This is a genomic window from Candidatus Saccharimonadales bacterium (assembly GCA_035480635.1).
In the GTDB taxonomy this organism is placed as follows: domain Bacteria; phylum Patescibacteriota; class Saccharimonadia; order UBA4664; family DATIHN01; genus DATIHN01.
Genome location: DATIHN010000016.1, coordinates 62,858 through 87,045 on the forward strand (window position 1 = coordinate 62,858; position 24,188 = coordinate 87,045).

The window sequence follows — 24,188 nt, forward strand, 5'->3', positions numbered from 1 at the left end:
ATGGGAAACACTAATTGCACCATATTTTGACAGGGAGAACAATGTTTGTAATTTTGACCATTCAAATACGGTAATAGTTTGTCTAACATAAGCGCGGTATTTAGAAAGGAGGTGAAGTTATGATCTTGGCAATCATTAGCTGGATTATCCTTGGTGCCCTGGCTGGCTGGATTGCATCCCTGATTATGGGGATGGATGAGGAACAAAGTGGCGTCATGAATGTGGTGGTTGGAATTTTGGGGGCCATCATTGGTGGCACGGTTCTGAAGCTAGTCGGTGGCAGCGATATCTCTGGCTTCAATCTCAGTACACTGCTAACGGCCATCCTGGGCTCCATCATTTTGCTGGTGGTTATTCGAGGATTCCGGCGTAGTCGAACCTATTAAAGAAAAACTACCCACCGCCCAAAACCGGGCGGTTTTTTTTGACTAGGCTCGGATTGGCAAATGGCCGGAAATAAATTCGCGAATGGCAATGGCGGCTGATACGCCTTCGCCGACGGCACTGGCGATTTGCCCAATGGCGCCGGCCCGAACGTCGCCAGCTGCAAAAACACCACCGATGTTGGTTTGAAAGTTATCATCGGTGTGAATGAAACCGCGCTCGTCGAGTTCGATCGTGTCTTTTAACCAGTGGGTGTTTGGCACCTGACCGATGAAAACAAAGATGCCATCAGCCTTAATCTCCCCTTGGTTGGTCATAACACCAGTAGCCATTTTCCCATTGTCCAAAACCCTCTCAATCGCGGTGTTGTATTGGACGGTGATTTTATCGCTGGCGGCCGAGACCCGATCGATTAAAAGCTGTGAGCCTTTGAGTTTTTCGCCCCGAACCAGCATGGTGATGTGGCTGGCAAATTTGGTTAAAAAGAGACCTTCTTGCATAGCCGAATCACCACCTCCTACCACGATTAAATCCTTGCCGCGGTAAAGCGGGCCATCGCAGGTAGCACAGTAATGCACGCCCTTACTGGTGAACTCGGCTTCGCCCGGCACCCCCAAACGTTTATAATCGCTGCCGGTAGTGATAAGCACAGCCTTAGCGTGCTTAGTCCCGGTACTAGTGGCAAGTTCGATGCCGTGCGGACCCTGCTTCAAACCCAAAATCATGGTGCCAGTTTTGACCTTGGCGCCGTATTTGGTAGCTTGGGCTTCGAGCTTATCGGAGAGTTCAACGCCGCCGACGCCGTCTGGAAAGCCCGGATAATTTTCGATGGTGCCGGTTAGGGCCGCCCAACCCCCGACTACGTCGCCCTCGTAGACGGTCGTTGTCATTTCCTCACGGCCGGTATAAATGGCTGCAGCTAGACCAGCTGGGCCAGCACCGATGATGGCCACATCGTCGAGTGATTCCATTAATGCACGCCCAAAATAGTTTCTAGCTTGGGTTTATCGAAGCCCAAGACCGCTTCGACCTTGCCGTCGTCTTGCTTGATAATGGTGAAAGGGACGGCATATTGCCCGCTGGCTTTAAATAGTTCGGTAGCCTTTTCTTGGCTTTCGTCGGCCTTAACCTCTTCGTATTTAATGCCGTGGGCGTCAAAAAACTGCTTTTCGGCCCGGCAGTAGATGCAGGTCGAGGTGGTATAGATTTTTATTGTTGGCATTGCACCTTCCTTATATATCTATAATAACAAAGTCGCTGGGATGATCGAAAAGCAAGGTTAGTATCACTCGATGCGTCCAGATTGGATAATTTGACTCAAAATCCGAGCGCTGGGGCGAACCGTTCGAGTCTGAGTCTGATAATCCACCGCAATCAGACCGAAACGCGGCCAAAAGCCACTATCCCATTCAAAGTTATCAATTAGCGACCAGTGCAAATATCCACGGACATCTGCTCCATGATCCATGGCTCGCTTGACCTGTTTTAAGCTCTCAGTTATGTACCAAGCCCGATGTTTGTCCGAAGCATCTGCTAGGCCATGTTCAGTTATATAGATCGGCTTATGATAACGGCGCTGCAAATTAAGTATTAAAAAGTAAAGGCCGCGTGGATAAAGCTCCCAGCCCATATCGGAGCGATAACGCTCTTCGTTTCGAATCCGCCAATAATCAACCCGCACGTGGTGATAGTAATTTAATCCTATAAAATCAGTTTGTTTTCTGATGCGATCCATAAACAAATGATTCCAAAACAACGTCCCAATCGCCGCCGCAATTCGATTGACCCATTTACGATCAAAGGCATCAAAGTAAATATTATCGTCCGCCAAACCAACTTGAGCTTCTGGAAATTTAGCTTTGATCAAACGATAAGCTGCTCGATGCCCCCGAATCATATTGCCCAAACTGTGGAAGTACAGCCAGGGATTGTGACGCTTCGATAGCCAGTTGCCCAGCATATAAACATTAAAGGCATAAACTTCAGGCTCATTTAACGTCAGCCAAAATTTGACCTTAGGCCCGAGCGCCGTCGACACCGTTCGGACGAATTCAATGTAGTGCTTAACGTTGGCGCGTTTACTCCACCCACCTCGGTCGGATAACCAAACCGGTAGCGTCCAGTGCCATAAACAAACCAGGGGCTCGATATTGCGTTTGCGAGCGGCGGCGATGACGCGGCCATAATGCGCCAGCTCGGCTTGATCATAGCGCCCTGGCTCCGGTTCGATCCGCGACCATTCGATTGAGAAACGATAGGCTCTAAGACCGATCGACTGGGCCAAGTCAAGGTCGGCTTCATAACGATGGTAATGGTCAGCTGCTTGGCCAGATAGATAGTTGTTGGGTTCACGGGCAGGGCTCGATTTGCCCTCGGCCGCTAAAGCAGCGGCGTTGAGTTTTTCCCACTGCGTCCAATCATTATTATTACCACCCTCCACTTGGTGGGCGGAGGTGCTAGCGCCCCATAAAAAATCTGACTCAAAATCTGGCTTCATAGCCGTATTGTACACGCTTTAGCTAGCGAGATGCTTTTTGACCACCTCAACAATTTGATGTGGAGTGTAGTCGACCTTGCGCAAATATTCGCTGACCCCCAATTTAGTGGCTTCGCTAACAACACTAGCAGTATCAATATTGCTGAGCGCAATAACTACCGTATCCGGGAGGTTTTTGGGCAATTCCATTTTTTTCAACATGTCCAAGCCATTCATTTCGGGCATCAGGACATCGAGCAGTATGACATCAGGCCGCTCGCTTTGAACCAAATGCACCGCCGACTGGGCCTGGTTAGCCACCAAGACCTCGAAGCCGGCTTGTTCTAAGACGATTTGGTAGGCGTGCGCTATCGGAGCTTCGTCTTCGACAATCAAAACCTTGGTCATGGCGTCATCCTACTGGCTTAAGTTCGATAATGCCGCAGGCTATCCTGGGACCACCACTTACACCTGACCCGCTTTCGCCGCCGTGGTAGGGATCGGGGTTGGCATGAATCATTAGTGCTGTACCCTCGCCGCCGATGATGCTGGCGGGGCCTGGACTGATGGTAACTCGAGTAGTCAGAGCCTCCAAGCGACCCTGACCTTCTTCATTAATTACGATATTGGGCAGATCGCCGGCATGAAAGGGGTGGTTTGCGTCCGGATCGCTGTTGCCGGCCGGGCCGGGATCAAAATGTCCACCGGCACATTTGAAACCGCCGCTACAATCGGCTTTCTCGTGAATGTGAACGGCGTGTAGGCCGGGCTTGAGCTTAGTTGGGTTGCCCGAGAGTTCGAGTTTAATTTGGACCAACGTCTGGGTTCCGATCTGGTATTCGACCAGTTCAGCCTGACCAGAGATACCTTCGCCGCTGACTATAGCCTCAGCTCTAGCGGTTTCTTTTTTACCTGGACCACTTACTTCCATGACTTTAATATAGCAGACTTGGACAGCTAGCTCACGAGGCTAATTGCCAAACCAACCATATCCCAAACAAGCCACCGATGGCTCCAGTGATGATGCTCCAGCCCGAAAGCGCACTGGAGCCGAATAGCATTGGTAGGTAGCCCCCGATAGTGGAGCCGGCAAAGGCGCCTAATAAAACTAGCTTCTTATCCACGGCCCTTAGGATCGATGGTATAAATGGTGGTCACTAGGATCAAAGCCATGGTCACTAGCCAACCCAGTGCCACTAGTTGTAAAACGTGATCTTCGAGCTTTTCGACTTCGCTCAGCGACCGGCCAGCCAAAACATAACCATTCGGATATTTCACTACCACTGCCGCAATGCGGACTCCTCCCCGGGGTTGCCACGTCACTCGATGGTCATGGTTTTCGGTGGCCGCTTTTATAACCCCGGGTGGCACCACCGGATTTGCACCGTCTAGCACGGCCCCGCTAGCCACCAAATTAGCATTGTCGTCATAAATCATGACAAAAGGCGCTAGGCTACTAGCGATATCGGTCTTGATACTAGTAGCGATGGCCGCTTGGTATCTACCATTGACTATACTGTTGGCGGTATCGTGAGCCAGTTGAACTTGCGGTTGATTAGCCCCCTGGCGGATCGTCTGCTGGATAGTTACATAAAAAGTGGCATAAGTAACCGTCACAGCCCCTAGAGCGCAGCCAATCCAAAGCATTTTCTTCATGGCCTGATAATAACATTTTTTATGACCTAATTGTCAGGATTGACATTAATGCTAATGCTTGCAAGAATAGCCATAAGGATTAAGGAGTAAGAGCAGATTTCTGATTTAGGCAAGCGCCTTTCAAGTTGGTTAGCCACTGGGCTAATGATGTCGCTGAGTTGGCTGCTGCTTTTGAGTTCTCCAGCGCAGGCCGCCGGATCGGCGACATTATCGTTGGTGCCATCGAGTGGCAGCTATAACATTAATGATGTCTTCACGGTTACAGTTCATGAAGATAGTGGTGCCGAGGCCATCAACGCCGTTGAATCTGATTTAATTTACGATGCGGCTAAACTTCAATACGTCAGTATCGATGCGAACACCAGTGCCTTCGACCTAAGTGCTAATAGTAGTGCTGGGAGCGGCATTGTTAAAATTGCCCGGGCCACGTCTGGTGCACCATTAACGGGCGATCAAACTGTCATCAGCGTAACGTTTAAAGCTTTAGTTGGTAGCGGCACTACCCCAATCAACTTTGCAACCTGCGACACCCAAGCCCAACCTAATTGTACCAGTTCTGCCATCGTTCGTTATTCTGATACCACCGATATTTGGAATCACGTTATCACCGGAGGAACGTATACTCTAACTGGCGATACTACCGCCGCACCCGGCACTACCAGCTCGACTACAACCACCAGCTCATCGAGCAGTGCTCGCCGCACCAGAGCCACAGCCGCTACCGTATTGCCCTTAACCTTAACTGTGCCAACCACCCCAATTTCCTCCACCACAAAAACCTATTTGGTTGCGGTTCGGTTGCTCAACTCCAGGAGTAAGCCAGTGGTGGGCGCACATGTGACCTTACATAGCGATCCTCAAACCGCGACGACCGATAATACCGGGGTGGCAAGTTTCATTAATGTCCCAGCCGGTGAACATTCGGTTGATATTGTCTCTGGGCGAACGCATCTGACGAAAACGATCAATGTGGTTGCTAGCGACCAGTTACAAACGGTTCAGGATTTTGCCATAGTGCTAGCCATGAGCCGAACGGCTCAGATTCTCTGGTTAATTGGATTACTGCTGATTCTGGTAATTATTGCCGGTGGCGGTATTAGCTTGGGCCGGGCTCTGATTAAGCACCAACCGCATCTTGGTGCGGAGGTATCATCTACCAAAACCATCATGACCCCGACAACAGCTGCAGCTGCTAATGGAGCACCGACCTCTGTGGCCGTCGCCGGCCCCACTGTTGCAGCTCCCACTCCTCCGCCAGCTGCGCCGACTCCAACTCCTCCGTCTCCGCCAGTAGCGGCAACTCCAGATATCAACCCAACTGGCCAAGTTTTTTACCCTGATCCCAATATTCAACATTTAACTGGTAAGCCAACCGATTGGCAAAGTGAGGAAGAGACTAATGGTTAGAAGAAAATCAAACCCAAAGCATCCGCACAAACAGCACGCATCTGAGCACATTCAGCGTGGCCGGTTGCTGTCTGGACCACTTAAAGTCCAGCCAGTCGTAGCAGTACTCATGGCCGCTGTCTTGGCCGGTTTAGGTATATTTGTAGTTTATAAATCACTAGCCGCCACCGGGTCACTTTCGCTAGTACCGACTTCATCAACTGTTAGCTTAGGATCGAGCTTTACCGTGGTAGTTCATGAAAACAGCGGCACCGATGCGGTTAATGCCGTTGAAGCTGACATGACCTACGATGCGACCAAGTTTCAATTTGTTAGTATTGATGCTACTGCCAGCGCCTTCGATCTTAGTGCAACCAGTACTGGCGGAGCCGGCAGCGTCAAGATTGCCCGGGCCAAATCAAATACGTCCCTAACTGGCGATCAAGTTGTGGCTTCAGTTACCTTTACAGCCATTGGATCTGGGGCCACTACCATTCCGTTCGCAGCCACTTCGGCCCTGGTGCGAGCTTCAGACACCACCAACGTTCTAGTTACCACTACGCCCGGTAGTTACACTATCGCTGACACCACTGCCCCAACTGTACCGACGGGCTTAGCCGCACCGACTAAGACGGTTACGACCGTGGCCTTAAGTTGGACGGCCTCGACCGATAATGTGGCCGTCAGTGGTTATGACGTTTATCGTAACGGCGTTAAAGTCGGTACGGTCACAGCCCCAGCCACCACCTATACCGATACTGGACTAACTCCCAATACCAGCTACACCTACACCGTCGATGCTTTTGATGCAGCCACGCCAGCTAATGTTTCGGCTAAAACAGCCGGCTTAGTGGCAGCGACCTTGCCCGACACCACCGCCCCAACTGTGCCGACAGCTTTAACAGCTCCAACCAAAACCGTTACCACTATTGCTTTAAGCTGGACGGCCTCGACCGATAATGTGGCTGTCAGTGGCTACAAAGTCTTCCGCGGCGGCGTTCAAGTCGGAACTGTCACAGCCCCAGCCACCACCTTCACCGATACTGGCCTAACTCCGAACACCAGTTACTCCTACACCGTATCGGCCAATGACGCCGCTGGTAACAACTCAGCCCAAACCGTCGCCAGCAGCTTCGCCACCCTCCCCGATACCACTGCCCCATCGGTACCAACTGGATTAATTTCATCAACTCAAACAGTTAATACCATAGCTCTAGCCTGGACCGCTTCAACTGATAATGTGGCCGTAACCGGATACAAAATATTCCGGGCCGGCGTGCAGGTTGGCACCAGTGCTACCACCACCTTTACCGATACGGCTCTAACCCAAGGTACAGCCTATTCCTACACGGTTTCGGCCAATGACGCCGCTGGTAACAACTCAGCCCAATCAACGGCGAGTAGCTTTAGTACCAAGACTAAACCGGGCGATATTAACAGTGACGGCACAGTAGGCATTTTGGACTTGAGTATATTAGCAGCCCACTTTGGCCAAACCGGCACATTCAGTCAAGGTGATTTGAATGGTGACGGCGTCGTTAACGTCTTTGACCTATCAATTCTTGCCACGTACTGGGGAACCTAAGAGTAAGCTAAGCTTTTTCAGCCAGAATATCGACCATCCACGATATACCAAATTGATCGCGCAAGTTCCCAAAAGTATCACCCCAAAATTGCTTTTCCAAAGGGTGCTCGACTGTGCCTCCAGATCTCAAGGTGTCGAAAATTTGGCGCATCTTGGCCTCATCGGATCCCGTCAGAGACAAGCTAATGCGGGCACTCTCTTTAGGGATATCGCCCACGTCGTCGCTAGCCATAATGGTTACGTCTCCGCTTTCGAGCTTGGCGTGCATGATTTTGTCTTTCATCTTTGGGTCGGCTTTTTCGCCCATAGCTTCTCCGTGGGTTTGCAAGCTTAATTCACCACCGAAGACCGATTTATAAAACTCCATAGCTTCTTTGGCCCTGCCATTAAAAAACAAGTATGGTTCCAATTTTATGCCGTTCATAATGCCTCCTATGATTAGTTTTGGCCAGTATAAATGCTGTCTGAAAAGCAATCAAGATTCATTTTGCTGATTGGGGTCTGATCGGCCTAAGTGCTATAGTTATTGTCATGAAGAAATGGACCGTCGTTATTTTACTGGGCATGGCCCAATTCGTAATGGTGCTCGATAGCACTGTTATGAACGTTTCAATTTCGACTGTGGTGGCTGACCTGCATACCAGTGTGACTGCCCTCCAGGCCGCTATTACCTTCTACACTTTGACGATGGCGGCGTTCATGCTTCTGGGTGGGAAATTGGGTGATGTTTGGGGTCGCAAACGGGCCTTTACAATTGGCGCTATTATATATGCCTTGGGGTCGTTTATTACGGCCATTAGCCCCAATATTGCGACGCTCTTCATTGGCTGGTCAGTAATTGAGGGGCTGGGTGCTGTGCTGGTAATTCCAGCCATTGCGGCTCTAGTTGCCAGCAATTACCACGGCAAAGATCGGATGGTGGCCTATGCCATTATCGGGGCGGTTTCTGGAGCGGCCGCGGCCGCCGGACCCTTAATTGGTGGCTACGTCACGACTTATTTATCCTGGCGATACGTTTTTGTAGCCGAAGTCTTTATTATGGCCATCATCCTTTTGTTTGGCTCCAAAATCGCCGACGCTCTGGGTGCCATCAAAACCAAAATCGATGTCCCCAGTGTGCTGCTTTCGGCTAGCGGTCTGTTCTTCTTAGTGTTTGGCATGCTACAGAGTAAAACTTGGGGTTGGGTGCAACCGCGCGCGATTCCGACAGTTGGTGGACATGAAATTGCCCCATTAGGTATTTCGCTGGTGGCCTATTTAATTTTAGTTGGCATTCTAATTTTGTACTGGTTCTTCAACCGCCAGCGCATGTTAGAGCAATCCAATCGTAATCCGCTGCTTAAGACTTCTATGCTTTCAATTAAACGCTTGCGCAGTGGACTGGGGGTGCTAGCAGCTCAATACATGATCACCGCTTCGGTGTTCTTTGTCATTCCGGTTTACTTGCAAATGACGCTGGGTTTGGACGCCCTCCAAACTGGGATTAAAATTTTGCCACTGTCGATTGCGGTTATCCTTTGCTCAATAGTTGGCACCCGCTTGTCATCCAAATGGCCACCCAAGAAGATCGTTCGAACCGGGCAGTTTCTGTTGGTCATTGGCGCTTTGACATTAGTTGGTTCAGTGGCAACTGAGCTCAAAAGTGGTTTCTTTCTAGTTGGCATGTTTTTGGTCGGCTCTGGTTTAGGTTTGCTAGCCTCCCAGCTGGGGAACATCAATATGTCCTCGGTTGATGAAAGCCAAAGTGCTGAAGTCGGCGGCCTGCAAGGCGTCTTTCAAAACTTAGGCTCGTCCTTTGGCACAGCCTTGATTGGCTCAATTTTGGTGGCTACACTTACCACCGCCTTCGTTGCTAACGTTAATACTAGTACCCTGCCCAGTAATGTGAAAACTTATGTTAACGAGAATTCACAGGCTGGAGTGGCTATAGTTTCAACTAAAGATGTTTCTAATTTCGCCCAGTCTCAAGGTTTAAGTGAGGAAGATGTTAACGCTGTCACCGACGCCTATGCCAGCTCGCAAATTGAGGCTTTGCGGACATCACTATTTGCAGTAGCGGTGCTAGCGATTTTAACCCTGGCCTTCTCGCGTAATATCCCCACTGAGATTAAGACTTAGTCCCTTGCGTTGCTAATACGGTCGAAGTTTCGTAAAATTAAGCGCTAGCGATGGGGCGTGGCCAAGCGGTAAGGCGCCTGACTCTGGATCAGGAGATCGTAGGTTCGAATCCTACCGCCCCAGCCATGGGTCGTCGCTCGACTAAATGTCGAGCTATGGCCCATTGTTTTGTCGGGTGGTAGGATGAGAACCGTAGCCCATAGGGCAGGTTCGATTACGAGGAGCAGGCGCAGAAGCTGGCTTCGAGCATGCGACGAAGGATACAAAATGTAATCCTACCGCCCCAGCCAATAACATATTGCTAATATTTACGATATGACTAATCGAAAATCCATTGGGGAGCTAGTTAATAATACGACCATTGAAGATTTGGCCTTGCCATCCAACTTCCTATACGGTCGCGCTATATATGATCGAGGAGCAGTTGAGCTGATCGAACGACTCGAGAAATCTGTCGAGGCTTGGGTAGGCGGACTTGATGGAACCGTGTCCGAAGGAGCCGGATCAAGACGACGCGTTCAGCTATTCTCTACTTCAGATGGATTAAAGTGGCATTGCAGTGGTAACCCGAAAAATCATCAAATTTTTTGTAAGCACTGTGTAGCATTGGCGCTGGCCATTCAAAACAAAGACCGAAAGAGTAGCTAACTAAAGCGCACAGCCAAATTTGATCTGATTTGTAAGTATGCCCTATGACATAAACAGTTAAGAGAGCATAATTGGGTTAGCATAATCGAGGAAAAACCATGGGACCACGCAGACGAGCCAGGAGACGAGGTTTAGTCGCCGGAGCGGCAGTTGGAGCCGCTGTTGGACATCACGCCGCTAATAAAGCCAACGAACAAGCTGCCCAGGAAGCAGACTATCAGGCTGAGCCGCAGCAATCAGCCATGGCACAGCAGCTGCAAGAGCTTGAAGGCTTGAAGAATCAAGGGATTATTACTCAGGATGAATTCGACGCCAAAAAGCAGCAAATACTAGGCCTCTAAACTTATTTGATCTAGATACAGCCATAAGCGTATTGATCTGAATGCCGCTCATGCTTACAATATAAAGCATGAGCGGCTTGGTCATGGACGGCGTGAGGCGTCCGAAACAAGGTGGAGAGGTTTTGATATTGGAGTCTGGATCACCTTCGGGTGCTGCGGCTGCGATGGTCTTGCCGCAAACCTTAGCCATGCAGGCGGCCAATTCGATTGATGGTTTGAGACGAGCGGCTGAGACAATTTGGCCGCTAAATTTAGCTGATTCTGAAACTGACCCTTATAACCCCGTTCTAGCAGCTAACGCTGAGCGGACGGTCTGGCCTTACGCTCTGGCCAGTTTGGCAGCCTTGCCAATGTTTGCGGTCGCTTCGGTTTATGGTATTAGATCAGTCTTAGCCAACCGAAGTGTTACTCAACCCAGAGCCGCCAGTACCACCGCTACTGCTCCGGCCGACCCCGTTCCTCAGACTGAACAATCGCAGCTGGCAGCGACAGCCGTCACCGCATCGTCATTGCAGCAATTGATGGATAATTTTGGTCAATCGGGCACGTATAGCCTCTATGTTAAAGACTTGAACACCGGGCAGCTCGGAGTCGTTGGACCTGACCGTAGCTTCCGCAGTGCAAGTTTGTATAAACTATTTGTGGCTAGCGAAATTTACCGTCGAATTGATAATGGTACGCTGTCGTATACTTCAGTCGCTGGTAGTGGAACTGGCAATAATGTGGCCGGATGCTTGAATTTGATGATCACCATTTCTGATAACGGTTGTGGCAATGCTCTTGGATCGCTAGTGGGATGGAACAATCTAACTCAGACACTGAGAGCCCAAGGATTTGGCGGCACTAGTTTAAATCAGCCGATGGTCACTACCCCGCGCGACGTCGGGACATTATTTGAGCGTCTCTATGCCGGAACATTACTAAGCCCCGACAGCTCGGCTAATTTTCTAGCCTTACTCAAAGCTCAAAAGGTTAATAATAGATTGCCTCAAGGACTGCCAGCCAGCACGACCTTTGCCCACAAAACTGGGGATCTGGATGGCTTTTTGCACGATAGCGGCATCGTTTATGGTCCTAAGACCAATTATCTGGTTGTTATGATGGGAGCACCAGGCGCCCGCCCCAGCGACTTTGCCACTTTGTCCCAAAGGTTGTGGCAACACTTTAATCAGTGATCGTTAATATTATCATCTCTTAGTAAAGGGTTTCGGAGCTGACCACGGACTCTTAGTTGGGCTTCGACAATGTTTTGGGCTTCAGCCGCCTTTTGGGAAGCTCTGTCTGCTTTGATGTTGGCCTCCCTGGCATTATCAAGAATCTGCTCCAAAATGACTTTGACTTGTGAGACCACGTAAATCACAATACAGACCAACAGACCAAACCCTAATATGTTTACGATAATTAGGGTTTTGATATTCACGAGACCCTCCTAACTTGCTCGGTTAGTCCGAATGGTACCTTTAGCGTAATAGTAACATGAGCGTTAGGGCTTATGTAGAGCTACTTTAATAGGTCGGGCCGCTGCTTTTTTGTTTTGATCTTGGCCTGGTCTTTGCGCCAACGCTGGATTTCGCCGTGATGACCGCTCAACAAGACATCTGGTACTGCCATGCCCCGAAACTCTTCGGGTCTGGTGTAGTGGGGATATTCCAACATACCGCTAGTGAAAGTTTCATCAATCGCACTGTCGTCGCTGCCTAAAACTCCTGGCAACAAGCGAACTATGCTATCAACCACCACCATAGCTGCTAGTTCCCCACCAGTTAAAATGTAATCGCCAATCGAAATTTGATAATCAGCCAGGCTGGCGATTCGTTCATCAAAGCCCTCATAATGACCGCAGATTAATATGAGGGATTCTTGGGTTGCAAATTGTTCGGCTTGGGTTTGGTCGTAAGGATTACCGGATGGAGTTAGAATTATTACTTTAGCCGAAGGGTTTTCCCGCTTGGCCGCCTCAACCGCCGCAAAAACTGGCTCTGGTTTGAGAACCATGCCGGGGCCACCACCGTAGGGAACATCATCAACTTGGCGCCTTGGACCCAAACCAAACTCTCGCAAATCACGTAAATTAATTTCGACTAATCCGCGGTCTTTGGCTTTCCAGACCATGCTCATATCAAACGGACCCTTAAACATGTCTGGGAATAAGGTAATAATATCAATCTTCATGGTTATGGTCGCAGTTCATCTTTTACGTATGGGCCTAATTCGGGATACTTTTCTTTTAAAGCTAACAAAACCGTTTCTTTGAGCGTCTGCTCATTCCGAGCTGCTATTTGTTTAAGTTGTTTTTTAATCTGGGGGCTAGCGTCAACTTGCAACTGACTTCGGAGAATATACTTCTTTTCCATAATTTTATTATTGCACACAAGTGTGCTTTCACACAATCACACATTCACACAGCTAGCTGCTTTTTTGCCTTGTTTAAGCACTTTTTAACGATATGATATCTGAGGATTGTCAACTTTCATGCACACATGTGTGCATGACTTAAATAAATTGTCACATATCAATTCTGTAATAAGAGCTCTGGCCACAGTCATAAATATAACGACATTGGCATACTTCACCTTATAAGAACGAATTTAGCGATTAAGAACTAAAGCTCTAAATCAGCTAGTTCTTCCAGCTCTTTTTTGGTTTGAGCCTTGATATCAGTTTCGTCTTCAGCTGTTGGTTCAGGCTCTTCTTTAACGGCTTCAACCGCCTCAGTTCTTTCGCCTTCTCCCTCTGGTTCAACAATTTTTAGGTTGACTCGCGAATCGCTCTTGGCGCCCAAAACTCTCAGGAGTGTCCGGATACTTTTAGCCGTAGCGCCGGCCTTACCAATAACTTTGCCCATGTCGGCTGGATCAACCGTTAGTTCTAGCAGCACACCCATGTCATCTACTGTTCTTTTAACCTGAACTGCATCGGGGTTAGCTACCAAGGCTTTTACAACATATTCAACAAAGGCTTGATCAATTTCAGTTGCCATGGTTCGTCCTCTGATTACATACTAATAATAGCGTATCATGGCAAAATGTCGAACTAAGCGTCTGTTGGTTCAGGCTTGGCATCAGCTTCGGTTGAAGCTACTTCAGCCGCTACCTCGCTAGTCGCTTTGGCCGCACTAACGTCTTCGGCCAGACTAGCGGCCGTTTCGGCCTGGTTGGTTGGTTCGTCTTTTTCGGCCACAGCATCAGCGTGCTCACTGGCCACCTCTGTCACACTGGCAGCCGATTGGTCTGATTCATCGCTTGAGGCGGCGACTGCCTCGGTTTCAGCAGCTTGATCATTGGCCGGAGCCGCTTCCACTGTTGGCTGTGACTTTTTGGCCGGTCGGTTGCGGGTTGTAAGTTGAACCCACTCCGGCACGACTATCTTCTCTTGCTGTAATAGTTTAATCACGGCGTTCGATGGTTGGGCCCCATTGTTAATAAATTTTGTGGTCTCGTCTTTTTTAATAACCAATTCTTTAGTGTGGGGATTATAATGGCCCAAAATCATGACAAATTTACCGATGGCAGCCCGCCGGGAGTCGGCGGCCACAATTCGGTAAGTTGGATACTTCTTACGACCGGTTCTGGCTAAACGTATAACTAACATAGAACTAAAGAATTCTAGCTGTAATCAGGGTAAAAGTCAATTATAAACGTTCGGGCCCCAGTTTTTGGCTGGGGCCCATGTCTAGCTGGCTGCGACCGAAACTAATGCCACTGGTCGTTGCTGCCGATAGCGCAAGTTATGAATAATTGCAATCACCCGGGGGTCGAACATCAGCGCCAAATGTCCCGATGCCAGCGGCAAGCTACGCACCAGTTGGACATCTAGCCCAGTTGGCAAGTCGCTAGGCAAGTGCCTGCCGAAATAGTAACGGCGAACGTCGGTACCCTCAGGGAATTCCAGGTCGAGCGCTGAACTGTGCGGCCAGACCAAGCCATCGCTAGCCCCGGCAATCAGCCGCACTGGAATCTCGGGGTCCCACTCAGTGGCGATGCGCTGCCGCAAGTTCTGGATGACTTCGCTTTCGGGGTGCATTTGGTTAATAGCCGGCAAAGTCCGGTCAAAGACCCAGGCCAGCGGCGCCGGTATGAACCTGACCCACTTGGTGCCGCCCAACGGTCCACAGAGCGAAACCACGCCGCAGACGTCACTGGGATGGTCGAGCGCATACATGAAGGCGTGAATAGCACCCTGCGAGTGCCCCATCTTGACCACCGGGCCGAGCGGCTCGATCCAATTGGCTAGGTCATCGGACAAGGTTTGATTAGTCAGCGGCATGCTGCCCATGCCGAATTCCGGGATGGCAAATGGCCTGGCATCCCCCTCCAACCGATGTACGAGGTATGCCGTGTTGGCCACCCAACCTTTGATTACCCCAGTACCGCAAATCGTTGCTAGCGGTGCCAAACTCATTTCAGCCCCCTATGTCAAGAGAACTAGACTACTCTTGTAATAGCACAAGCACTTTACTTGCACAATAGTTTATTTTTTGGCGTAGTCGGCTAGAGCTTGTTCGGCCGCCATTTGTTGCGCGGCCTGTTTGCTGGATCCTGTCCCCTTGCCCAGCATTTTCTTGCCAACGTAGACACCGACCACGAAGGTTTTATCGTGATCGGGCCCGCTCTCATCTAGAACCTTATAAGCTGGCGTGATGCCGTCATGATCTTGGGCCATTTCCTGAAACTTGCTTTTGGCATCGACCCAAGTACCGGTTTTGAGAATCCCGGGCAACTGAGCAATCATGTTCTTAGCAATGAAGTCGGCGGCGGCATCGTAGCCTTGGTCAAGATAAATGGCTCCAATAATAGCTTCGGTGGCATTAGCCGAAATTAACATTCGACTGCGATCATTGCCCTTGGTTTCGCCGCGACTAAGCTTCATAAAGTTCATCACCCCCAACTCCTCGGCCACAGCCGCCAGCGACTCAGTTTTTACCAGAGCGCTGCGCCAGTTGGTTAGATCCCCTTCTGGATTTTCATAATTACGATACAGATGGTCGGTAACGACTAATTCCAGCACGGCATCGCCCAAAAATTCCAAGCGTTCGTTGTGCTCTAAACCCAGTTTAGGGTGTTCATTTAAATATGAGCGATGAATGAAGGCCCGTTCTAATAATTTGGGGTCATTGAACTTCAACCCTAAAACGGCTTCGAACTCAGACACATCAGTCATGATTTTAATTTCTCCAATCCCATCCGAAAGAGCTTTTCGGTGTCCTTGTACTCAATTAGTTTTAGGGCTTCCTCAGACTTAAACCACTTAACGTCGATGATGCCTTCGCTATCGCCCATTTTAAGGTCATTTGTGTTTTTGGTGGCTTCAGTTAGAAATACGCTAGTGGTCATAAAGATCAGCTTACCGGCCCGACGGTAAAAAAAGTAGATGTTGTCTAGTTTGTGGCGAATTTTGAGGTGCTTTAAGCCGGTTTCTTCGCCGATTTCGCGCAAGGCCGTTTGCTCCAGCTTTTCGCCTTTTTCGACGTGGCCTTTCGGAATTGTCCAGCGGCCCTTGTGGTCTTGGATCATCAAAATCTCGAGCTCGCTACCGCGGCCACGATAAACCACCCCGCCGGCGGTGAATTCGCGCACCGCCCTACTTGGCTGGGTCTGAGTTGGCTGCTTTGGCTTGATGGTCTTCTTCTGGTTCATAGAAATCACTCTGGCGATAAATAGTACCGAGTACTCCGTTGACAAATTTGCTGGAATTTTCGCCCCCAAAGGCCTTGGCCAGCTCCACGGCCTCATTGATGGCCACTTTGGGCGGCACATCGCGCTTAAAGCACAATTCGTAAACTCCGATTCGCAAAACGATTTTATCGATTTTGGCAATTTGATCGACCGGCCACTCTGGTGCTGCCGGGCCAATCATGGCATCGATGTTGTCTTGCTCTTTCAATACTCCCTGAACAATATCGTGGACGAAGTCTGTATCGTCGATGGCATTGGAAAATTCGCCCAGGTTGCGCTCTAGGATGGGGGCTAACACAACATCCTTTTCCTCGCTAGCGGCCCGAAAGTCATACTCGTAGAGTGTTTGCATCGCCACAATTCGGCCGAGATGACGATTGGATGCCATTATTTGTTCTTAAGAAGCCCCAATTTGGCGGCCCGCACCAGGCGATGCGGCAGGGCAACACCAGCCACCATCACAAGTTGCGGTTGCTTGAGTGCGTCGTGACTGCGGCGTTGGCCCTTGGTACTATTGGTCGTTCGTTTCTTTGGAACTGCCATTACGGTCCTTTCTTGATTCTTGGTCTATTCCCTAGTTCTTGAATTTCGTGTTTGTGGTCTTTGGTTTGGCGTTGACCACATTCGGTACACAAGCCGGCGCAATCAGTGCTACAAAGCTGCTGAATCGGGATACTTACCAAAGCCTCTTGGCGCAACAGCGGCGTTAGATCAATTTCGCCTCGGCGCGTTATCGGCCATTCATCCTCACCTGGATTTAAGTTAAAGAGCCCGGTCAAATTCACTTGAGCCTGATGCTCGTAGGTATCCAAACAACGGTAGCATTCCAATTTAAAGACCAAATCGGCGCTGCCTTTGAGCGCTAGCCCCTCATCCAATTTGGTCAAACTGAATTGGCCGCTAACCGGTTGTGAGAGTTCAAGATCTGGGATGTTAGGGTACTCCCCCTCAATCGTGAAATCGGTGCTGGCACCGACATCACCAGCCAAGATGTGACTTACATTTATGTGCATGTGCACTCTTAGCGCCAAGTATAGCCTAATTTGGCAGTTTTGACAATTATTTGATCACAAAATTAACTAGTTTATGCGATACGACGATTGGTGCCAAACAATTTTTTCTCAGGAGACCTGACCTTCGTCTTCGGAGCCAACGGGTTTTCTGACTTGGGCTGGTGATCTTGGAGTTCTGGTGGACGCACCTTTCTCATAATCTAATACCTTCATACCACCTTCCACTGGTTTTACATTCTTGTCCTTCGAGGAATCATCTGTAAAATCAACGCCGAACTTTGCTATATCACCAGATGCCTCGCCCATCTCCTTTTTAATTTGTTCAGCACTTTCTCCACGTTCGACCATTCTCTGCCCCACATTTTCTGCTAACTGGCTGGCTCTTTCGGCATAAGTTCCTGCCGCATTAGACCACTCAGCCATTTCTCGCCGTCTGGCTTCAGCCTCGGGACCACTGGCCTTTGCCACTTCTTCCATAGCCTTGAACTTTGATTCATCAGGACTACCACTGGTAACCTCTTCTCCTTCAGGACCTGGCCCATCTTCTGCACCCATGATTACCCCTCCTTAAGTTAAAAATCTAATATTAACTACAGGCTTACTTTATCACAAAGTTAACCAGTTTGCGGGGCACTACAATGGTTTTAGCGATTTGTTTGCCCTCAAGATGCCGAGCGACGTTTTCAAGTTCGGCAGCGGCTTTTTTGAGGTCATCTTCATTTATTGCAGGATCAATCGTTAATGTAGCTCGGAGTTTACCATTAACTTGGACCGGGACTTCGATTAATTCTAGGCGGACGTACTTTTCATCATACTTAGGCCAGGTGCTAACGTGCACGCTTTCGGTGCCGCCTAGCTGCTCCCATAATTCCTCGGCCACGAAGGGGGCGAAAGGTGCCAGCAGCTGCACCAAAGTGTTGAGAGCGGTGGCCCAGGCGTCATGGGCATCGGCAAACGGCAAATCAACTTTCAATTTATAGAGTTCGTTGGTTAGCTCCATTAATGCTGCTACAGCCGTGTTGAAGCTAAAGCTGCCAATGTCGTCCGTAACTTTCTTGATGGTGCGATGGGTGGCCGACTGCAAAGCCGTTTCTAGTTCGGTCTTTGAACTACCTGAACCTACCTTAATCTCATCAAATTCCTGTACCAGTGCCCAGACTCGTTTGATAAAGCGTTGCGCACCATCTATGCCATTAGGGTTCCAGTCGACATTTTGGTTATAGGGCCCAATAAATAACTCATAGATGCGTAAGGCATCGGCGCCGTAACCTTGCTCGGTAATATCATCAGGCGTCACTACATTACCGTAGCGCTTACCCATTTTTCGGCCGTCGGCCCCACCAATCAGACCCTGGTTGCGCAGCTGTTTGAACGGTTCCTGGAAATTGATCAGGCCTTCATCGGCTAGAACCTTGGTCCAGAACCTGGCATAGAGCAAGTGGGCCACGGCATGCTCGACCCCACCCACGTAGGTATCAACCGGCAGCCAGTAGTTAGCAAGCTCTGGTTCAAAAGGGGCTTTGTCGTTGTGGGGGTCAGCGAAGCGTAAAAAGTACCAGCTACTATCCACGAACGTATCCATAGTGTCGGTTTCGCGTTTGGCTGGCCCAGCACATTTTGGACATTTGGTGTTAACAAATGATTCGACCTTGGCTAGTGGCGATTGACCGCTGCCGTCAGGCAAATAGTCTTTGACTTCCGGCAGAATAACTGGCAAATCAGCTTCTGGCACTGGCACCGTGCCGCAGTTGTCGCAATAGATAATTGGAATCGGTGCGCCCCAATAACGCTGGCGGCTGATGAGCCAATCGCGCATGCGGTAATTGGTGTTAGCTTCAGCCTGGTTTTGCTTAGCCAAGAACTCAGTAATGGCTGGCCTGGCTTCGGATGAGCTCAAACCATCAAATTCGCCGGAATTATACAGAATGCCATCGCCTGTCCAAGGTTTAGCCAGAACAAACTTATCGTAGGCATAACGATGGAGGTCGTCATGAACCTTGCTACCAGCTTCTGCCACACTTAGCCATTCAACTTTGAACTTACCGTGCTCATCGGGCTCGAGTTTTTGACCACTTTGTTCGGTGTTCTCTAGTTCAAAATAGAAGGCAATGGCATCAATTGAACGGGCCACCTTTTTAGAGTGAGCAAAGTAGTTATGATGAATGGTTTCTGATTGGCTAATTAACTTCAAGTTCTTGTAGCCAGTCTCCTCGGCCACCTCGCGCCTGGCCGTTTGTTCGGGATCTTCATCCTCATCGATCCCCCCACCGACAAAGAGGTTGCCCCCACTACCGTCACCCCAGTTAATCGAGAGAAGTTTTTTGGTTTTAGGATCCCGCACCACTGCTACAATACTTCGGCGGTGTTCCGGGTTTTCCTGCGGCGTGCCTGTGACAGGCTCAATTGAAGTTTTTAATGGGATATCGTATTTGCTAGCAAACTCAACGTCTCGCTCATCATGACCGTCACCAAAAACCGCACCCGTACCATAGCCTGGCAAAACAAAATCGGCTAACCAAATTGGCAACTTCTCATTATTAACTGGGTTGATAGCGTAGCTGCCGGTAAAGACGCCGGTTTTTTCCCGATCGGTTTCCATGCGCTGAATGTCCGATTCAACGGCGGCTGCCTTCTGGTAAGACTCAACTGCCTTTTTCTGAGTCGGCGTGGTCAGTTTTTGAACCATTGGATGCTCGGGGGCTAAAACCAGGAACGTAGCACTGTAAATCGTATCAATCCTGGTGGTGAATACTTCGATTGCCTCTTTTGAGCTCTCAACCTTAAACTTGACCTTCGCTCCATGACTGCGACCAATCCAGTTGACCTGCATGGCTTTGATATTTTCGGGCCAGTCAATGTTTGCAAGATCATCCAACAAGCGATCAGCATAATCGGTGATTTTGAAGAACCATTGATTCAAACGGCGCTTCTCGACCTCGTGCCCACAGCGTTCGCAGACGTTTTTGGTACCGTCTTTAATAACTTGCTCGTTGGCGAGCACAGTTTTATCCTGCGGACACCAATTAACGCTAGCTTCGGCCTTGTAGGCTAAATCTCGATGATAAAACTTCAGAAACAGCCATTGAGTCCAGCGATAATAATCGGGTTGGGCAGTATTGATTTCGCGCGACCAGTCGTAGCTGATACCAACGGCCGAAATTTGCTGCTTGAATGCGGCGATGTTTTTGGCTGTTGATTCGGCCGGTGACGTACCGGTTTTAATCGCAAAGTTTTCGGCCGGCAGGCCAAAGGCATCCCAACCCATGGGGTGGAGAACATTGAATCCCTGCATGCGTTTAAAACGGGCGTGGGCATCGGAAATAACATAGTTTCGAACATGGCCAACGTGCATGGTCTCACCGGATGGGTAGGGAAACATTTCGAGCTCATAAAACTTAGCTTTGGCTGGATTTTGATCCGCCTGATAGAGCTTAGTATCATCCCAAACTTTGGCCCACTTGGCTTCAACTTCGGCTGGTATATACTGCTTCATCTTTTATCAACTTTACCTGTCATTCTCTGGCTTGACCAGAGAATCTAATCACAGAGATCCTCGCATCACGTGCAAGGATGACAGCTATTACTATTTTGCCGAGTCATAATCTTCGAATTGTTCCTTTTTGGTGGCCTGCCACTGGGCCGTCTGCCGGACTAATTTACTCCTGTCGGCGAGATTGCGCAAGACTTGGGCGGCAGCCTCTTCGCTAAAGACGCCGTTCTGGGAACCTTTAACCAAAATGGTATCGCCTGGCTGGATCAGGGGTTTCAAATATTTGCCGGCGGCGTAGGGCGACATGAATGATTTGATTTGACCCGCCTTAAGCCCCGCCTTAACGGCGGCTGGCACCAGGATGTCTTGGGCCTGGCGGCCAATGGTGATGAGTAGATCCAGCTGTCCGCAAGCTGCTCCAACTAATTCATGCCCCTCGCGAGCATAATCACCTAATTCATTCATCGAACCCAGTACGGCGATTTTGCGCCCGGTCGCAATTTTAGCAAGCGCCGCCAGAGCGGCTACCACGGCATCTGGGCTGGCATTGTAACTATCATCGATGATCAAGCTGTTATTCACCCCGTTTAGTAAATTCATCCGGCCGGCCACCGGTTTGAAATCAGCCAGGCCGCTAGCAATTTCAGTTTGACTTAGACCCAATTCTTGCCCAACAGCGGCTGCGGCCATCAAGGCATAGAGGCTGTGTTCGGCCACCACGTTGGTCTCGACATTGATCACTTTCTGACCCAAATCTAGTTGGCCGCTCAGAGTGTGGTTTTGGCTGATTGATGTAAGAGTAAAATGGACGGCACCGGACTGGCCGTAGGTGATAACCTTTTGTTTGAGCTCGCTCTGGCGCATCTTTAGACCCTCATCATCGCCATTGATTACGGCGACCTTGGAGCCGCGGGCCAAGCCAAATTCCTCATCGATAACGGCCTGCTTGGTTTTAAACTGGAGCATGTGTTCTGGAACCGTGGCAGTGACTACCCCAACATCGGGCTTGAGGAATTTCATGAAAGCCGGGATGTCACCGGGCTGATCGGTGCCCAATTCAACTAGGGCCACATCATAGTTGTAGTCTGTTCGCACAACTCTCCTGGCGGCTTTGAAGGTCGCTAGCCAAGCTAGGGGGTTATAAAGCGCTGGAACCTCTAACCCCAGAATTGAAAGTGGCACCGAAATCGGATCATTATAATTGCCCTCGTGGTGATTAACGCGAAACTTTTGCTTTAATACGCTAGCAATCGCTAGTTTAGTTGAAGTTTTGCCAACGCTTCCGCCGACTGCCACCAATTTTAATTCTGGATTAGCTTGGCGCAATCGCCTAACATAGCCCTCGAGTACTGAAGCGAACAGTAATTTAAAAGAGCGTTTCATCGCCAGCCTCCATATGATCAACTGACTCTTTCGCAGCCTCAGAATCTAGCTGATTATTCCCAATTTCAACATCATTCAGGCCAGACCTTATGTCCTTAACATGTTTAAGTCTGCGTTCGCTACGAATAGCGTTAAGTTCCTCTGGCGTCGGCATACGATAGACGTCCCGGGCATCATCGGACGGTCGCTCGGTTGGAAGTTCTGCGCTCATACTCCAGTACAGCTACTTGGCAGCTGCTCCCCGTTTTGGGCCTTGGTAAGCCAAGCCAGAGTGTCTTTATAGCTTTTTACCATAATGCTGTAATGACTGGCATCGGGATAGGTTTGGATTTTGGCTGGCCCCGAACCGGCTCGACAAAGTAACGATAGGGCGTTGGTCTGCTGGTCGGGCAGGATAATATTATCTTTTTGGCCCTGATTAATTAGTTTGGGCGTGGCCGTAGGTCCCGACCAGGACCGATTGGCCACCAAATCAGCCGCCAAATCGGGATAACTCGATGCTAGCGTAGAGGTTTTCAAAGCCGTTAAAAATTCCGGGGTGTAGACTTCTTCGGCTTTAGGCCAATATTTGACACTGTTGATGCAGTGTCCTAAGACGTCAGTTTTTAGAGTCGGGATCCACTTGGCTTGCAATATCGTATTAAGCGGAAAAGTCTGGTCGTAATAATCACTGTAGCTAACTAAAACATAGGGACCGAACCAAACAATGTTTGCACCTCTGGCGATATCAGCCAAAGTTGTCGTAACATCGCTAACTGGCGCAAACGCCACCAGGCCTTTGATCTTTAGGTCTGGAGCATAAGACGGTGCGATCTTATCAGCCCAAGCCACAGCCTGCCCACCCTGGGAATACCCAGCCAAGAACAGCCGGTTGCGGTCCAAATTTTTATAATCTCCCAGGTTGAAGGTTGCCCGAGCCGCATCCAAGACAGCTCGGCCCTCTAGTTCGCCCACCATGTAATGATGCAGCCGCGAACTATCGCGCATGCCTTCATAATCAGTAATCACTACGGCATAGCCTTGGCCGGCATAAGCCGCCGCATGTGATTCATAGTTAGCCCAATTCGCTAAAGCTGGCACCTCTAGGCTGGCGGCGCATTCGTCGCCAATGCCGGTAGTTCCGGGTCCGAATGAGATTAGCGGGATTTTGCTAGATGTGTTGGTCCTTGGTAAATAGACCCGGGCGTAGAGGTCAATCTCCTGACCTTGAGTATCAACACTGGTGTATTTTAGTAAGCGCTTGCTGATAGCGTTTTGAGCCGGCACGGTATCGGCACCGTAATTTTGTTTGGCCAGCGCATTCACCTCCTCAACTGAATAATTCCGGATGACCTCCTGAGAAATTATTTTGCCGCCGGCGGGCTGATGAGAATGGCTAATTGGCAATATATCGCTAGGGGTTCTAAGAATCGAACGTTGTCCCAAGTAGACCCAGAGACCTAGTCCAATGACGATAATCAACAGTCCAGACAGCCAGTACTGGCGCTTGATGCGATTTCTGATTGATTTGAAAGTTATTTTTTTGCCCATTGGTAACTCATTATTTTCATATCAACCCCATAGAGTTTATCGGTGCCTTCGAGTTTGAATCCATACTTGCGGTAATAATCTTCATAATTGTGAGTTACCAAACTGATTCGCTCCATGCCTCGACTGCGCACAACCTCGACGAAACTATCCAGCAATTTAGTCCCGAGTTTGGCCCCACGCGCGTCTGGCCGAACGTAGAGCCAGTAGATTTTGGCGCTGGCATTACCGTTGGTAACGCCAATAATGTAGCCGACCAGTTCCCCGTTACGCCAAGCTCCCAGTAAGATTCGTGATGGTCTAAAAGCCGCTACCAGCAAACGGATCAGACTATTTTCGCGCAAGACCTGAGCTCGATAGGGTCCCGGAAAGTAGCTAAAGTCGCTCGCCACCGCCGATTGGAACAGGCGATGGAGCTGGCTAACCTGCCCAGGATTAATGCTTGCGATATGCGTATCTGTTTTCACCCTAAGCATTAGTGTGATCAAAAAACTGATCTAATGCAA

The 24,188-nt window shown here is 49.6% G+C and carries 32 protein-coding genes and 1 tRNA gene; 8 read left to right on the forward strand and 25 right to left on the reverse strand.

Annotation, left to right across the window (positions count from 1 at the left end; translation table 11 throughout):
• Positions 1 to 119 precede the first annotated feature (119 nt).
• Positions 120 to 386 (forward strand): GlsB/YeaQ/YmgE family stress response membrane protein, encoded by a 267-nt coding sequence (locus VLE72_02015; protein ID HSX14664.1) that lies wholly within the window; start codon positions 120 to 122, stop codon positions 384 to 386.
• Positions 387 to 428: 42 nt separating this feature from the next.
• Here VLE72_02015 and VLE72_02020 read toward each other — a convergent pair whose 3' ends face one another.
• The 7 genes from VLE72_02020 to VLE72_02050 form a co-directional block, all read right to left on the reverse strand.
• On the reverse strand, positions 429 to 1,355 hold the full coding sequence (locus tag VLE72_02020) for an FAD-dependent oxidoreductase (protein ID HSX14665.1): 927 nt from the start codon (positions 1,353 to 1,355) through the stop codon (positions 429 to 431).
• Positions 1,355 to 1,606, reverse strand: coding sequence for a glutaredoxin family protein (locus VLE72_02025; protein HSX14666.1), 252 nt, complete (start codon positions 1,604 to 1,606; stop codon positions 1,355 to 1,357). Before VLE72_02025 ends, VLE72_02020 begins: the two co-directional genes overlap by 1 nt.
• A 63-nt stretch (positions 1,607 to 1,669) precedes the next feature.
• On the reverse strand, positions 1,670 to 2,881 hold the full coding sequence (locus VLE72_02030) for a glycoside hydrolase family 1 protein (GenBank protein ID HSX14667.1): 1,212 nt from the start codon (positions 2,879 to 2,881) through the stop codon (positions 1,670 to 1,672).
• Between the two features lie 18 nt (positions 2,882 to 2,899).
• Positions 2,900 to 3,268, reverse strand: a complete 369-nt coding sequence (locus tag VLE72_02035; GenBank protein HSX14668.1) for a response regulator — start codon at positions 3,266 to 3,268, stop codon at positions 2,900 to 2,902.
• 4 nt (positions 3,269 to 3,272) lie between these two features.
• A complete protein-coding gene (locus VLE72_02040) occupies positions 3,273 to 3,791 on the reverse strand; it encodes a superoxide dismutase family protein (GenBank protein HSX14669.1) in 519 nt (172 codons plus the stop codon).
• Positions 3,792 to 3,822: 31 nt separating this feature from the next.
• Positions 3,823 to 3,984 (reverse strand): hypothetical protein, encoded by a 162-nt coding sequence (locus VLE72_02045; GenBank protein ID HSX14670.1) that lies wholly within the window; start codon positions 3,982 to 3,984, stop codon positions 3,823 to 3,825.
• Positions 3,977 to 4,516 (reverse strand): hypothetical protein, encoded by a 540-nt coding sequence (locus tag VLE72_02050; protein ID HSX14671.1) that lies wholly within the window; start codon positions 4,514 to 4,516, stop codon positions 3,977 to 3,979. Before VLE72_02050 ends, VLE72_02045 begins: the two co-directional genes overlap by 8 nt.
• Before the next feature lie 144 nt (positions 4,517 to 4,660).
• Between VLE72_02050 and VLE72_02055 the strand changes: the two genes are divergently transcribed.
• Both VLE72_02055 and VLE72_02060 read left to right on the forward strand, forming a co-directional pair.
• A complete protein-coding gene (locus VLE72_02055; protein HSX14672.1) occupies positions 4,661 to 5,923 on the forward strand; it encodes a cohesin domain-containing protein in 1,263 nt (420 codons plus the stop codon).
• Entirely contained in the window at positions 5,916 to 7,487 is a 1,572-nt protein-coding gene (locus tag VLE72_02060) for a fibronectin type III domain-containing protein (GenBank protein HSX14673.1), read from the forward strand. The genes VLE72_02055 and VLE72_02060 overlap by 8 nt, the downstream gene beginning before the upstream one ends.
• Before the next feature lie 7 nt (positions 7,488 to 7,494).
• On the opposite strand, the gene VLE72_02065 is transcribed toward VLE72_02060, so the two are convergent.
• Positions 7,495 to 7,911, reverse strand: coding sequence for a VOC family protein (locus VLE72_02065; GenBank protein HSX14674.1), 417 nt, complete (start codon positions 7,909 to 7,911; stop codon positions 7,495 to 7,497).
• A 107-nt stretch (positions 7,912 to 8,018) separates the two neighbouring features.
• Here VLE72_02065 and VLE72_02070 point away from each other — a divergent pair, with 107 nt between their 5' ends.
• From VLE72_02070 to VLE72_02090, 5 genes are all read left to right on the forward strand, one after another.
• Positions 8,019 to 9,605 carry an MFS transporter gene (locus tag VLE72_02070; GenBank protein ID HSX14675.1) on the forward strand — a complete coding sequence of 529 codons (1,587 nt, stop codon included), beginning with the start codon at positions 8,019 to 8,021 and terminating at the stop codon, positions 9,603 to 9,605.
• Positions 9,606 to 9,656: 51 nt separating this feature from the next.
• Positions 9,657 to 9,731 (forward strand) — tRNA-Gln (locus VLE72_02075).
• Positions 9,732 to 9,920: 189 nt separating this feature from the next.
• A complete protein-coding gene (locus VLE72_02080) occupies positions 9,921 to 10,253 on the forward strand; it encodes a hypothetical protein (protein HSX14676.1) in 333 nt (110 codons plus the stop codon).
• A 98-nt stretch (positions 10,254 to 10,351) separates the two neighbouring features.
• Entirely contained in the window at positions 10,352 to 10,594 is a 243-nt protein-coding gene (locus VLE72_02085) for an SHOCT domain-containing protein (GenBank protein ID HSX14677.1), read from the forward strand.
• A 68-nt stretch (positions 10,595 to 10,662) separates the two neighbouring features.
• On the forward strand, positions 10,663 to 11,769 hold the full coding sequence (locus tag VLE72_02090) for a serine hydrolase (GenBank protein ID HSX14678.1): 1,107 nt from the start codon (positions 10,663 to 10,665) through the stop codon (positions 11,767 to 11,769).
• Here the strand turns inward: VLE72_02090 and VLE72_02095 are convergent.
• The 17 genes from VLE72_02095 to VLE72_02175 form a co-directional block, all read right to left on the reverse strand.
• On the reverse strand, positions 11,763 to 12,014 hold the full coding sequence (locus VLE72_02095) for a hypothetical protein (GenBank protein HSX14679.1): 252 nt from the start codon (positions 12,012 to 12,014) through the stop codon (positions 11,763 to 11,765). The genes VLE72_02090 and VLE72_02095 overlap by 7 nt on opposite strands.
• Positions 12,015 to 12,094: 80 nt before the next feature.
• Positions 12,095 to 12,766 carry a tRNA (guanosine(37)-N1)-methyltransferase TrmD gene (gene trmD / locus VLE72_02100; protein ID HSX14680.1) on the reverse strand — a complete coding sequence of 224 codons (672 nt, stop codon included), beginning with the start codon at positions 12,764 to 12,766 and terminating at the stop codon, positions 12,095 to 12,097.
• Between the two features lie 2 nt (positions 12,767 to 12,768).
• Complete coding sequence (locus VLE72_02105; GenBank protein HSX14681.1) at positions 12,769 to 12,948, reverse strand: hypothetical protein; 180 nt, start codon at positions 12,946 to 12,948, stop codon at positions 12,769 to 12,771.
• Positions 12,949 to 13,196: 248 nt separating this feature from the next.
• Entirely contained in the window at positions 13,197 to 13,574 is a 378-nt protein-coding gene (locus tag VLE72_02110) for a KH domain-containing protein (protein HSX14682.1), read from the reverse strand.
• Positions 13,575 to 13,627: 53 nt separating this feature from the next.
• The gene (gene rpsP / locus VLE72_02115; protein ID HSX14683.1) at positions 13,628 to 14,185 is read right to left on the reverse strand and encodes a 30S ribosomal protein S16; all 558 of its coding nucleotides are present in this window, start codon (positions 14,183 to 14,185) and stop codon (positions 13,628 to 13,630) included.
• Between the two features lie 81 nt (positions 14,186 to 14,266).
• On the reverse strand, positions 14,267 to 14,995 hold the full coding sequence (locus VLE72_02120; protein HSX14684.1) for an alpha/beta fold hydrolase: 729 nt from the start codon (positions 14,993 to 14,995) through the stop codon (positions 14,267 to 14,269).
• Between the two features lie 69 nt (positions 14,996 to 15,064).
• Positions 15,065 to 15,745: a ribonuclease III gene (gene rnc, locus VLE72_02125; GenBank protein HSX14685.1), complete on the reverse strand. Its 681-nt coding sequence runs from the start codon at positions 15,743 to 15,745 to the stop codon at positions 15,065 to 15,067.
• 5 nt (positions 15,746 to 15,750) lie between these two features.
• Positions 15,751 to 16,230: an NUDIX domain-containing protein gene (locus VLE72_02130; protein HSX14686.1), complete on the reverse strand. Its 480-nt coding sequence runs from the start codon at positions 16,228 to 16,230 to the stop codon at positions 15,751 to 15,753.
• Positions 16,175 to 16,657: a transcription antitermination factor NusB gene (nusB, locus tag VLE72_02135; GenBank protein HSX14687.1), complete on the reverse strand. Its 483-nt coding sequence runs from the start codon at positions 16,655 to 16,657 to the stop codon at positions 16,175 to 16,177. The genes VLE72_02130 and nusB overlap by 56 nt, the downstream gene beginning before the upstream one ends.
• A complete protein-coding gene (gene rpmF, locus VLE72_02140) occupies positions 16,657 to 16,812 on the reverse strand; it encodes a 50S ribosomal protein L32 (GenBank protein HSX14688.1) in 156 nt (51 codons plus the stop codon). Before rpmF ends, nusB begins: the two co-directional genes overlap by 1 nt.
• Positions 16,812 to 17,282 (reverse strand): YceD family protein, encoded by a 471-nt coding sequence (locus tag VLE72_02145; GenBank protein HSX14689.1) that lies wholly within the window; start codon positions 17,280 to 17,282, stop codon positions 16,812 to 16,814. The genes rpmF and VLE72_02145 overlap by 1 nt, the downstream gene beginning before the upstream one ends.
• 108 nt (positions 17,283 to 17,390) lie before the next feature.
• A complete protein-coding gene (locus tag VLE72_02150) occupies positions 17,391 to 17,837 on the reverse strand; it encodes a hypothetical protein (GenBank protein HSX14690.1) in 447 nt (148 codons plus the stop codon).
• Between the two features lie 43 nt (positions 17,838 to 17,880).
• Positions 17,881 to 20,775 (reverse strand): class I tRNA ligase family protein, encoded by a 2,895-nt coding sequence (locus tag VLE72_02155; protein HSX14691.1) that lies wholly within the window; start codon positions 20,773 to 20,775, stop codon positions 17,881 to 17,883.
• A 90-nt stretch (positions 20,776 to 20,865) separates the two neighbouring features.
• Positions 20,866 to 22,155, reverse strand: coding sequence for a UDP-N-acetylmuramoyl-tripeptide--D-alanyl-D-alanine ligase (gene murF, locus VLE72_02160; protein HSX14692.1), 1,290 nt, complete (start codon positions 22,153 to 22,155; stop codon positions 20,866 to 20,868).
• The gene (locus VLE72_02165; protein ID HSX14693.1) at positions 22,139 to 22,366 is read right to left on the reverse strand and encodes a hypothetical protein; all 228 of its coding nucleotides are present in this window, start codon (positions 22,364 to 22,366) and stop codon (positions 22,139 to 22,141) included. The genes murF and VLE72_02165 overlap by 17 nt, the downstream gene beginning before the upstream one ends.
• A complete protein-coding gene (locus tag VLE72_02170) occupies positions 22,363 to 23,685 on the reverse strand; it encodes a lipase family protein (protein HSX14694.1) in 1,323 nt (440 codons plus the stop codon). The genes VLE72_02165 and VLE72_02170 overlap by 4 nt, the downstream gene beginning before the upstream one ends.
• Positions 23,670 to 24,149: a GNAT family N-acetyltransferase gene (locus tag VLE72_02175; protein HSX14695.1), complete on the reverse strand. Its 480-nt coding sequence runs from the start codon at positions 24,147 to 24,149 to the stop codon at positions 23,670 to 23,672. Before VLE72_02175 ends, VLE72_02170 begins: the two co-directional genes overlap by 16 nt.
• Positions 24,150 to 24,188 lie beyond the last annotated feature (39 nt).